Origin of the sequence: Paenibacillus radicis (ex Gao et al. 2016), assembly GCF_014641555.1 — a bacterium.
Classification (GTDB): domain Bacteria; phylum Bacillota; class Bacilli; order Paenibacillales; family Paenibacillaceae; genus Pristimantibacillus; species Pristimantibacillus radicis.
Map to the genome: position 1 here is coordinate 77,313 of NZ_BMHY01000018.1, position 11,905 is coordinate 89,217.

Below are 11,905 nucleotides of genomic sequence, written 5' to 3' on the forward strand. Positions count from 1 at the left end.
CGCAGTTGAAAGATTACGCTTGAGAAGGAAAGGACGGCATACGATATGACTCAGAATACGAATAATGGCGGCGCACCGTCTTTTTGGAGCCGTTCCTATCAGTTTGGCAAGGGATCGAATGAAATCAAGCTGGAGCTTGGGAAACGGACTTTAGTAATGGGCATTCTTAACGCCACTCCCGACTCCTTCTCGGATGGCGGCCGCCATCATACGGTGGAGGCGGCTGTCGCCCACGCAACTGCGATGGTGGCGGAAGGAGCGGACTTGATCGACATCGGAGCGGAGTCCACGCGGCCAGGCTTTATGCCGATTACCGCTGAGGAAGAGCTGGAGCGGCTGCTGCCCGTCATTCGGGCGGTGCGTGAGGCACTTCCGCATATTCCATTATCCGTCGATACCTATAAAGCGGAGACGGCAAAGCATGCTTTGGAAGCAGGCGCTCATATTCTCAATGATATATGGGGATTGAAATATGATCCGCTGATGGCTGCCGTCGCGGCTGAATATGACTGTCCGGTTATTCTTACTCATAATCGTCCGGAAGCGGAATACGGCGATTTTCTAGCCGATGTGCTGTCCGATCTGCGGACAAGCGCAGATATTGCTAGGCAAGCCGGCGTCCGCGAGTCCAATATTTGGCTCGATCCGGGTATTGGGTTTGCCAAAAGTTATGAGCAGAACTTGCAATTGCTCGGAAAGCTGAGGGAGGTCTATGGGCTTGGTTATCCCGTCCTGCTAGGCACCTCTAGAAAACGGGTCATCCGCCAGACGCTTGATCTGCCGGTATCGGAACTGGACGAAGGAACGGCGGCAACGACGGCGCTCGGCATCGCTCAAGGGTGTCAGATCGTACGTGTCCATGATGTCCGAACCAATGCCCGTACTGCAAAAATGGCTGATGCCATCGTATATCGATGATTGTACATACTTGAAAGGGAGTCGAATTCGCATGGATAAAATGACGTTACAAGGAATGCAATTTTTTGGCTATCATGGTGTTTTTCCCGAAGAAAATCGACTCGGACAAAAATTCGGTGTCGATCTGGAGCTGAAGATCGATCTGGAGCAGGCGGCACAAACGGATGAGTTATCGCAATCCGTTGACTACTCTCAGCTGCATGCTCTAACGAAGGAAGTTGTAGAGGGCACGCCGTATAAATTGATCGAAGCTTTAGCCGGCGGCATTGCAACGCGGGTTTTAGAAGCTTATACTATGATAAATGAACTGACGGTTCGCGTAACGAAGCCTAATCCGCCGTTTGAGATCCATTTCGAGGGCGTGACGGTCGAGTTGCGCAGAAAGCGGGATGCTCATGGCCGAATTGTTCCCGTCTGATTCAGAGCGTTCTGCGGCGTATATTGCGCTGGGCTCCAACATGGGAGACCGGGAGCAGTTGCTGCAGCAGGCCGTTGTCTGTCTGAACGAACGGCCTGACATTGATGTGCTGCGGTTGTCCGCGCTTTATGAGACTGATCCTGTCGGTTATACGGATCAGCCCGCTTTTCTCAACATGGTTATTGCCGTACAAACGACGCTTAAGCCCCTTGAACTGCTGCGTGTGCAGCAGGATGTGGAGCGGCTGCTTGGCCGCGTACGCGACATTAGATGGGGGCCGCGCACCATAGACCTTGATCTGCTGCTGTATGAAGACATTGCGATGGACGATGAGGAGCTGACGCTCCCACATCCCCGTATGATGGAACGCGCATTCGTGCTTGTTCCGCTAAGCGATGTTATTGCGGGCGAGAATCCATTGCGGAATCACGTTGCGGCAGCTGCAGCAGCGGCGCTTCAGGATGGAAAGGAAGGCATTGCCCAATGGAAAACGATCAACTGGCTCAGCGTGTCCGGGCTTTCCGGAAGCTGAAAGGATACACCCAGCAGGAACTTGCCAAGCAGCTTGGCGTCTCGGTAGCGGTACTAGGATCTTTGGAACGAGGCACTCGAAGGGCAGACACGAAGCTGTTGAACAGCATTGCAAGTACGCTTGGCGTCACTTACGAAGAATTAACGGATGCGAAGCAATAGCAGACGCTGGCGCGAAGCATTGTTACAAATAGAAAGGTTAAGGAGGAGTTAGAAGCGGAATGCTGAAAATCGGTGACATCGAGATGAAGAACAGAGTCGTGTTGGCGCCGATGGCAGGCATGTGCAATCCCGCTTTCCGACTCATTGCAAAGGAATTCGGCACAGGTTTGGTCTGTGCAGAGATGGTGAGCGACAAAGCCATTTTGCATGGCAACAAAAGAACGATGGAAATGCTGTTCGTTGATGAGCGGGAGAAACCGCTCAGCCTGCAAATTGTCGGGGGCGACCGCGAGTCGCTGGTCGAAGCGGCGAAAGTTGTCGATCAGCAGACGAATGCCGATATTATCGACATCAACATGGGGTGTCCGGTACCGAAGGTGACCAATTGCGAAGCAGGTGCACGTTGGCTGCTGGACCCGAATAAGATCTATGAAATGGTATCAGCCGTAGTTGGAGCGGTGAGCAAACCGGTAACGGTAAAAATGCGGATCGGCTGGGATGATGAGCATATCTTCGCGATAGACAACGCCAAAGCGGTTGAAAGCGCGGGCGGCAGTGCCGTTAGCGTGCATGGGCGCACGCGTGAGCAGCAGTATACGGGCAAGGCCAACTGGGATATTATAAGGGATGTTAAGCAAGCGGTATCGATTCCCGTTATCGGCAATGGCGACGTATTCTCGCCGGAAGACGCCAAACGGCTTCTGGAGCATACCGGCTGCGACGGCGTTATGATCGGACGGGGCGCGCTTGGAAATCCATGGATGCTGTATCGGACGATTCAATATTTGGCGTCCGGTGAGCGGATGGCAGATCCGTTGCCGCGTGAGAAGATGGATGTAGCTTTGCTCCATCTTGACCGGCTTGCGGCGTTGAAGGGTGAAGCGGCAGCGGTTCGCGAAATGCGCAAGCATCTGGCATGGTATCTCAAAGGACTTCCTGGCGCAGCCCGCGTGAAGGATGTCATTATGGAAGAAACGGGACGCGAAGGCGTCGTGGAAATATTGGAGAAATATATTGCATCTCTGGATGCGGATGCGCTGGCGGAAGCGGCTGACCAAGCAAACTCACAGGCCGTTCATTAATACCGTAAGCGGATAATCCGGCTGCATTCGCCAGATGTCCGCTTTTCGCATTTTCTCTCTTTGTCCTGTCAGGGTGGAGATCCATCGAATAAAGCGGTTACAGGCAGCAATTCCCTTTGATTGACATTCGGGGTGTCTTTGAAATATAATCTTGCAATATACATCAATGATGCAGTCGCAGCGCTTGCCGAAGGCATGACGGCTGGGGAACGTAATATATTAAATACCAGTGAATTCATACACCGTATGAAAATTTGTCACACGACAGGAGAATCGGAAAGATGAGCGATAAGGAAATCATTCTGACTCAGGACGGATTGAGAAAGCTTGAAGAAGAACTGGAAAACCTGAAGTCGGTTAAACGTCGTGAAGTTGCAGAGCGGATTAAGATTGCGATTGGGTACGGCGATATTAGTGAAAACTCCGAATATGAAGATGCGAAGAACGAGCAGGCCTTCATTGAAGGTCGCGTTATTACTCTTGAAAAAATGCTGCGCAATGCGCGGATTATCAATAATGATGATATCAATACCGAAACGGTGAGCATCGGTGCGACGGTAACGGTTGAAGACCTGGAATATGGCGATACGATGGAGTATGCGATAGTAGGATCTGCAGAATCCGATCCGCTTCAGAACAAAATCTCGAACGAAAGCCCGGTCGGTAAAGCGATTTTGGGTAAAAAAAGAGGAACTGTTGTTGACGTCAGCGTACCTGCCGGCATCATTCAATATAAAATTGTAGATATCAAAAAATAAGGTTTGCACTGTGTTATTTCAGAAAGCTTCCTTAGCGGAAGCTTTTTGAACGTTTCGGCGGTGTCGAGGAGATGACTGAATTGAACGAAGAAAATAACGGTGTAGTAGAGGAACAGGAGCTTAGCGAGCTGCTGCAAATTCGCAGAGACAAGCTGGACGAGCTTCGCGGTCTGGGCGTCGATCCATTCGGCGGTAAATTTGAACGTACGCATGCAGCGAAGGATATTGTGTCTGCATATGAAGCTTTCAGCAAGGAAGAGCTGGAGGAGAAGGCGGTCACGGTTAGCATTGCGGGACGCATTATGCAGAAGCGCGGTATGGGGAAGGCGGCATTCGCCCACATCCAGGATCTTAGCGGCAAAATTCAAATTTATGTGCGTAAGGATAGCGTAGAAGCGAACAAATATGCGGCATTCGAGCTGCTGGACATCGGCGATATTGTTGGTGTTCATGGCGTCGTATTCAAGACGAATACCGGTGAGGTTTCCGTAAAGGCGAAGGAAGTCGACGTGTTAACCAAGTCGCTGCTTCCGCTGCCGGACAAGTATCACGGACTGAAAGATGTAGAGCTGCGCTACCGCCAGCGTTATGTCGATCTGATCATGAACCCGGATGTTCAACAGACGTTCATCTCCCGTTCCCGCATTATTCAATCGATGCGCCGTTACTTGGATTCGCTCGGTTATCTGGAGGTTGAAACACCGACGCTGCATTCTATTGCAGGCGGCGCGGCTGCTCGTCCGTTCGAGACGCATCACAATGCACTCGATATGCAGCTCTATATGCGGATCGCGATTGAGCTGCACTTGAAACGTCTAATTGTAGGCGGCCTGGAGAAAGTATACGAGATCGGCCGTGTATACCGGAATGAAGGCATCTCGACACGCCATAATCCGGAATTTACGATGATCGAGCTGTACGAGGCTTATGCCGATTATAAGGATATTATGGCTTTGACCGAGAATCTGATTGCGCATATTGCGCAAGAAGTGTTCGGTACAACCAAAATTACGTATCAGGGACAAGAGATCGACCTGACGCCGCAATGGCGCCGTGTATCGATGGTTGACCTGGTTAAAGAAACGACGGGTGTTGACTTCGGCGTACAAATGAGCGACGAAGAAGCACATGCTCTGGCTAAGGAACATAAAGTGCCGGTTGAACCGCACATGTCGTTTGGCCACATTCTCAATGCCTTCTTCGAGCAGTTCTGCGAGCATACGCTTATTCAGCCGACATTCGTGACGGGTCACCCGGTTGCGATCTCGCCGCTGGCGAAGAAGAATGGTGAAGATCCGCGCTTCACAGACCGCTTCGAGCTGTTCATCGTGGCGCGCGAGCATGCCAATGCGTTCACGGAGCTGAACGATCCGATTGATCAGCGCCAACGCTTTGAATCTCAGCTCGTTGAACGCGAGCATGGCAATGACGAAGCGCATGAAATGGATGATGATTTCATCCGTGCGCTGGAATACGGCATGCCGCCTACCGGCGGTCTGGGTATCGGCATCGACCGTCTGGTTATGCTGCTTACTGATGCTCCATCGATTCGCGATGTACTGCTGTTCCCGCATATGCGCGATCGCGGCGGCGAATAATATACTCCATCATACCGCTTGGGAAACAATCCCAAGCGGTTTTTTTGTGGGCAGTCATTGACCGTCGATAGCTTTTCCTTTAAAGTTGAAATGTATTTTTAGGAAAAAATAGGCTAAATTGCTGTTGATAAAATAAAAAATGTAGAGGTGAGAGGCCCGAGTATGCGGAATTCTGGCTTGTATAAACTGATTATTGCTATCCTTTTCGTTTTTATGGCAATTCCTTTGAGTATTGGACATGCAGCTGAAAACGGGGAGCATCCCAATTTATTGTTGAACCCTGGATTCGAAGAGACAGAATCGGGAGTTCCTCTATCGTGGACGCAGGATGTATGGGTTCCGGGAAGTGAGGTTACCCGGTTTACGGTAGATACGTCGAATACGCATTCGGGCGGAACTGCTGCAGTCATTGAGAACACGCAGCCGAACCATGCCAAATGGGTTCAGAAGGTGAAGGTGGACGCCAATACCTACTACCGGATTAACGGTTGGGTAAATGTAGCCGGAGCGGACGAGAACGCCACGGGTGCAAATTTGTTGATCATTGGAGTTGGCGGTGAATTCCCGCAGATTCATAATACGGCTGGCGAGTGGAAGCCTATCGAATTCTACGGCAAGACGAGCAAAGGCCAGAAAGAGATTCAGTTAGCAGCAAGCCTAGGCGGCTACGGCAGCTTGAACACCGGCCGGGCATGGTTTGACGATCTATCTATAACGAAGATCGACAAACTGCCAGCGGGCGTAACGGCAATCTCTTTCACGCCTAGCGATGTCAGCGGCGGCGATGCAGCGAAGGCGGATAGTCCGCCGAAGGTATCCGCTTTTCCTGTACTTGCGATCTCTACATTGATCGTTATGCTTTTCGTTTATTTATATACCCGGACCTTCAGGCAGCGGCTTCCGCTGGAACAGGCCGGCGCCAGTAAATCTTCGCAGGTTCTGGCATGGCTGCTAATCGCGCTAGGGTTCCGTATTGTCATTGCTGTCGGCTATACGGGTTATGAGTCGGATTTGCGAACTTTCATCTTCTGGGGAAATGCTGCGTACACCAAAGGCATTACCGGCTTTTATCAAGAGGGGATGTTTGCCGACTATCCGCCTGGGTATATCTATGTGCTTTATGTGCTGGGGATGCTGCAGCAACTGCTCGGACTGGATGGCGCTTCGAAGGGAGCTTATCTGCTGTATAAGCTTCCGGCGATTATTGCCGACTTAGCTGCAGGATGGGTAATCTATAAAGCGGCTGGTAAAAAGCTTGGCGAAACGGCTGCATTTGGACTTGCGATGCTCTATCTGTGGAATCCGGCCATCTGGGTAGACTCTGCTGCATGGGGCCAGGTGGACTCCATCTTTACCTTGTTCTTGCTGCTTGCCATTCAAGCTGTAGTCGGCAATAAGCTGGAACGCGGCGCGCTGTGGTTTGCGATCGCCGTTCTGGTAAAACCGCAGGCGCTGATTTTTACGCCGGTTATTCTGCTGGCCATCGCTCACAAGCGTGAGTGGAAGCGGACTGCAATAAGTGCCGTATACGGATTGGCGATATTCGTGGCGCTGGCCATTCCTTTTTTCTGGAGCAATGGCGGGATTGCAGGACTAATCAACCTTTATAAGACAACGCTGGCGTCATATCCGTACGCTACGCTTAATGTATTCAATCTTTATGCACTTACCGGGGGCAATTGGACGGATCTCGATCATACCTTCTTGTTCATCCCGTACAGTACTTGGGGCATAATCGCCATTCTGCTGGCGGTAGCGTTGTCCGTGTTCTTGTCCGTTAATGCGAAAGATAAATCCGATTTATCGAAGTCGTATTATATCGGCATGATTCTAATAGCGGTGATGTTCCTTTTGGGTACCAAAATGCATGAACGTTACTTGTTCCCTGCGATTCTGCTAGGCGTATTTGCATATATCGAAGCAAAGGACAGGCGGATTCTGCACATTTTGCTCGGTTACAGTATCACCTTCTTTATTAACGTCGGCTATGTATTGGCATTCAGCAAGTTTACAACGAATGTCCCAACCGACGGCATTGTTATTGTAACTTCAATCGCCAATCTTGGACTGCTTCTCTACATGCTGTATGTGGGGTACGATATTTATATCCGCGGGCGTGTGCAGTCTGTGCCGAGTCTCGCGGAGGATGAACAAGCCCGCAATGACGAGAAGCTGTTGTCAGAGCTCGTTAACGTACAGCGGTCTGATAAAAAAGACGCATCGTCGGCGAGATTGAAGAAAAAAGATTGGATCGCGATGCTCGCGATCACGCTTATCTACGCAGTGGTGGCGCTGTCCAACCTTGGCTCCACGCAAACGTTAGGCTCGGGCTGGACGCCGGCCAAGTCGGGGCAAAGCTTCTATGTAGACCTTGGGGAAGCCCGGCAGCTAGAACGGATGAACAGCTTCGGCGGTTATGGCGAAGGCAAGTATAAGCTGGAGTTCAGCAATACGCCGGACGCTTGGAGCAATCCAGTCGACTTGGAGCAAAAGGGCGGAGATGATCTGAAGTGGGCGATCCATCCGCTTGATATTACCGCGCGTTATGTTAAGGTGACGACGAATCAGACCGGATACTCGATGCAAGAGATGGCTTTCTACGCCAAGGGCAGCGATGAACCGGTTGCGATCAGCCAAGTTGTTGAAGAGGAGAAGGTGGAGGGGAAAAGCTCCGCCGTTCGCTTATTCGATGAACAGTCGGCTGCTGCATACAAGGCAAGCTACAAGAACGGCAGTTATTTCGACGAAATCTATCACGCTCGAACTGCGCTTGAGCATATCGAAGGCGTTAGAGCTTATGAGAATACACATCCGCCTTTAGGCAAAATCATTATTGCGCTTGGCATCAAATTGTTTGGCCTCAGCCCGTTTGGCTGGCGTATTATGGGCACCCTATTCGGTATTGCGATGGTGCCGGTCCTCTACCTTTTCGCGCTCAGGCTGTTTAAGCGGACGGGCTATGCCGCAGCGGCGGCGGGCCTGCTTGCAGCGGAATTCATGCATTTTACGCAGACGCGAATTGCAACGATTGACGTGTACGGTGTTTTCTTCATCATGCTGATGTTCTACTTCATGCATAAGTATTACTCGCTGAACTTCTATAGCACACCGCTGCGCAAGACGCTTGTACCGCTGTTTTGGGCGGGGCTGTTGTTCGGTATTGGCGTTGCGTCCAAATGGATCGTTATTTATGGCGGGGCTGGCCTGGCGGTTATGCTCGCATTGTCGCTATTTGATCGCTATCGTCAATATGGGGCTGCCAAGCGGATTCTTGCTGCTGGCAAGGTCAAGGCAGCTGAAGAGGATACGTACCGGAAAATTGTACGGCTATTTCCGCGAAATACGGTCATCACCTTAGCGGTATGCCTGATTTTCTACGTTGCCATTCCAGCCGTTATTTACGGGCTGTCCTACATTCCAGTTCTGGACGTAGCCGGGGATGAATACACAGCGGAAAGATTGGTAGACTATCAGAAAAATATGTATCATTACCACAGTGAGCTTGTCGCTACGCATCCTTATTCCTCGCAGTGGTGGGAATGGCCGTTCATGAAGCGTCCGGTCTGGTATTACAGCGGCAGTGATTTGGCTAATCCAAGTCATGTCTCGACCATATCCGCGTTTGGTAATCCGCTGATTTGGTGGACGGGAATATTCGCGTTACTTGGCACGTTGTACTTTAGCATCAAACGGAAGGACAAGCGGGTGTACATCATCTGGATTGCATACTTGTCGCAATACTTGCCTTGGATGCTCGTTCCGCGCTTGACGTTTATCTACCATTATTTTGCGATGGTGCCTTTTATGATTTTAGCTATTATTTATATGTTCAAGCTTTATGAGGAGAAGCATCCTGATCGGCAATGGCTGCGCTGGTTATATGTCGCTGTGGCTGCCGTACTGTTCCTTCTGTACTATCCGGTGCTGTCTGGCATGGAAGTGGCCAGAGCTTATGCGGGGGTCATTCGAATCTTTGATTCTTGGGTGTTTTACGGTTAGACGGTTCGGGAATTTATGATAGGAGGGATACGGATGCAAGCCAAGTACAGCATTATCGTGCCGATGTTCAATGAGGAAGAGGTAATCGGTCATACGTACTTACAGCTGAAAGCAGTCATGGACGGCTATGGGGAGTCCTATGAGCTTATATTCGTCAATGACGGCAGCCGGGATCGTACGGTTGAGATTGTGGACGGCATTTGCCGCAATGACCGGAACGTCCGGCTCATTAACTTTTCCCGCAACTTCGGTCATCAGATTGCAATTACGGCTGGAATGGATTATGCCCAGGGCGAGGCTGTTATTATCATCGACGCCGATCTGCAGGATCCCCCGGAAGTGATGCTCGAAATGATCGAGAAGTGGAAAGAGGGCTATGAGGTCGTATACGGCAAGCGGTTGAAGCGGAAAGGCGAGACTGCTTTTAAAAAAATAACGGCAATGATGTTCTACCGGACGATGCGCAGCATGACCAACTTCGATATTCCAATGGATACTGGAGACTTCCGCCTAATCGATCGCAAAGTATGCGATGTGCTGCGCGGGTTGAAAGAGAAAAATCGTTTCGTGCGGGGACTTGTGAGCTGGGTTGGCTTCCGTCAGACGAGCGTGGAATATGTCCGGGAAGAGCGTTTTGCCGGCGAAACGAAATATCCGTTGAAAAAAATGATCAGCTTTGCGCTGGACGGAATCACTTCGTTTTCCTACAAGCCGCTGAAAATCGCTACGTATGTTGGATTCTTTCTATCCGTAACCAGCTTTCTGTATTTGATGGTTGTCGTATATCAGAAGCTATTCACTTCTTACAATGAAGTCGGCTGGACATCGATTGTCGCCATTAATTTATTATTCAACGGCATCATCCTTATGCTTCTTGGTTTAATCGGCGAATATATCGGCCGTATTTATGACGAATCGAAAAACCGTCCGTTGTACATTGTGCGGGAAGCCCACGGCTTTGATGAGGAGCGGCTGGAACAAGCTTCTGCCAAGAAGGAACGCGAATATGTCCGCTGATCCACTTGATCGATTATCAACGCCAATAGAAAATAGGACGGATGCAGTTGCCCAAGTCAAGCAGCTTCGCCGGAAAACGTTTAAGCAATTTATTTTATTCAATATGGTTGGTGTTATAAATACGGCAGTAGACTTCGCGGTGTACAGCCTGCTCATTTGGGCAGGCTTGCATTACATTCCGGGACAAATACTGTCTTATGCGGCGGGAATGGGCAATAGCTATTTAATGAACACGCTGATTACTTTTCGCGGTACCTCGAGTGAAGCCGGGGGAACTGCGCAGGATAGAGGCAGGCCGATTCGCTTTATCGTCCTTAATTTGGCGGTGCTCCTTATTTCGCTCGGATTGCTGTTTCTAATTAAAGAAAGCTGGGGAATCAATCCGTTTTTGGCGAAGCTTGTCGTTACTTGTATAACGGTTGTGTTGAATTTTGTCGGCAGTAAGTGGTGGGTCTTCAAGCGACAGAAATAGTTTAAAAATTGGTAAGAAAACCGTTGACTTGCAATTGCTACTAATTGTAGAATAGGTCTTGCGAACCGGATGGAATCGATAGATTCCTTAGGTTCAGTAGGATCAATTACATATGACATGATAATAGCAAACCAGCCGAAAGGTTGGGACGCAAAGTCAGGAGTCTAAGGCATTACACGGCTGCGTGTATGCGATGATCGTCCGACTGCCATGAATATGACCATATTCGAGGCAGTCTTTTTTGTTGCCTTGAATCCGGTATTATTTTATGGAGGAGAGTGAGTAATGGGCAAGAAGCGGTTCAAATCGATGCTTGTGCTGACGATGATTGTTATTCTGACGTTCAGCATAGCCGGTAATGTTTTTGCGCATGGAGGAGGAAGTAATTCGTTTAAATGTTCGGATTACGGCACGGTGAGTTATACCGTTGGCAGTAAGAAAACATTCACGACATCCCATGGTGACATTAGCGGTTCATTAAGAGATCAGGTTTCAGGCTGGTTTAAAGTTTCTAATGCATTTTTAGATTGGTCAGCAACCGGCAATTATGATGTGTATTGCGTAAAGATTGAAACTTCCTCTTGGCTGGATGACGGTAAGATCATCGAGTATAGAGAAGGTTCAAGAGGCGATCTTGGTCTGACTGCAAATAAAACTTGGTTAGGCGATTATCAGTCGATTTACAAAATTACGTTCTATAAAAAAGAAAAACCAGCTCCAACGCCGACACCTACGCCGACACCGACGCCAACACCGGTGCCGACACCGACACCGACGGCGACGCCAACAGCAACACCGGAGCCAACACCGGAGCCAACTCCAGTAGCAACGCCGGAGCCAACACCAGTGGCAACACCGGAGCCGACACCAGTGGCAACACCGGAGCCAACACCAGTGGTAACACCGGAGCCAACACCAGTGGTAACGCCGGAGCCAACACCAGTGGTAAC

The 11,905-nt window shown here is 50.1% G+C and carries 11 protein-coding genes and 1 riboswitch; all 11 genes read left to right on the forward strand.

The genetic code is table 11. From position 1 onward, the window contains the following. Nucleotides 1–45: 45 nt before the first annotated feature. Entirely contained in the window at nucleotides 46–918 is an 873-nt protein-coding gene (folP, locus tag IEX98_RS26365) for a dihydropteroate synthase (protein WP_188892670.1), read from the forward strand. A 31-nt stretch (nucleotides 919–949) separates the two neighbouring features. After that, nucleotides 950–1,336 (forward strand): dihydroneopterin aldolase, encoded by a 387-nt coding sequence (folB, locus tag IEX98_RS26370; RefSeq protein WP_188892671.1) that lies wholly within the window; start codon nucleotides 950–952, stop codon nucleotides 1,334–1,336. Further along, on the forward strand, nucleotides 1,314–1,868 hold the full coding sequence (gene folK, locus IEX98_RS26375) for a 2-amino-4-hydroxy-6-hydroxymethyldihydropteridine diphosphokinase (RefSeq protein ID WP_188892672.1): 555 nt from the start codon (nucleotides 1,314–1,316) through the stop codon (nucleotides 1,866–1,868). The genes folB and folK overlap by 23 nt, the downstream gene beginning before the upstream one ends. Beyond that, the gene (locus IEX98_RS26380; RefSeq protein ID WP_188892673.1) at nucleotides 1,820–2,029 is read left to right on the forward strand and encodes a helix-turn-helix domain-containing protein; all 210 of its coding nucleotides are present in this window, start codon (nucleotides 1,820–1,822) and stop codon (nucleotides 2,027–2,029) included. Before folK ends, IEX98_RS26380 begins: the two co-directional genes overlap by 49 nt. 59 nt (nucleotides 2,030–2,088) lie before the next feature. Next, nucleotides 2,089–3,111: a tRNA dihydrouridine synthase DusB gene (gene dusB / locus IEX98_RS26385; protein ID WP_188892674.1), complete on the forward strand. Its 1,023-nt coding sequence runs from the start codon at nucleotides 2,089–2,091 to the stop codon at nucleotides 3,109–3,111. A 281-nt stretch (nucleotides 3,112–3,392) separates the two neighbouring features. Further along, on the forward strand, nucleotides 3,393–3,869 hold the full coding sequence (gene greA / locus IEX98_RS26390; protein ID WP_188892675.1) for a transcription elongation factor GreA: 477 nt from the start codon (nucleotides 3,393–3,395) through the stop codon (nucleotides 3,867–3,869). 80 nt (nucleotides 3,870–3,949) lie between these two features. Continuing rightward, nucleotides 3,950–5,467, forward strand: coding sequence for a lysine--tRNA ligase (gene lysS / locus IEX98_RS26395; protein WP_374705387.1), 1,518 nt, complete (start codon nucleotides 3,950–3,952; stop codon nucleotides 5,465–5,467). Between the two features lie 270 nt (nucleotides 5,468–5,737). Further along, nucleotides 5,738–9,466 carry a phospholipid carrier-dependent glycosyltransferase gene (locus IEX98_RS26400; protein ID WP_229692408.1) on the forward strand — a complete coding sequence of 1,243 codons (3,729 nt, stop codon included), beginning with the start codon at nucleotides 5,738–5,740 and terminating at the stop codon, nucleotides 9,464–9,466. Between the two features lie 33 nt (nucleotides 9,467–9,499). After that, nucleotides 9,500–10,483, forward strand: a complete 984-nt coding sequence (locus tag IEX98_RS26405) for a glycosyltransferase family 2 protein (protein ID WP_188892677.1) — start codon at nucleotides 9,500–9,502, stop codon at nucleotides 10,481–10,483. Beyond that, nucleotides 10,473–10,955 carry a GtrA family protein gene (locus tag IEX98_RS26410; protein ID WP_188892678.1) on the forward strand — a complete coding sequence of 161 codons (483 nt, stop codon included), beginning with the start codon at nucleotides 10,473–10,475 and terminating at the stop codon, nucleotides 10,953–10,955. The genes IEX98_RS26405 and IEX98_RS26410 overlap by 11 nt, the downstream gene beginning before the upstream one ends. 115 nt (nucleotides 10,956–11,070) lie before the next feature. Further along, a riboswitch (cyclic di-GMP riboswitch) is annotated at nucleotides 11,071–11,168 on the forward strand. A 72-nt stretch (nucleotides 11,169–11,240) separates the two neighbouring features. Continuing rightward, nucleotides 11,241–11,905, forward strand: a 665-nt coding sequence (locus IEX98_RS26415; RefSeq protein WP_188892679.1) for a hypothetical protein, incomplete at its 3' end; no start/stop codon positions are given.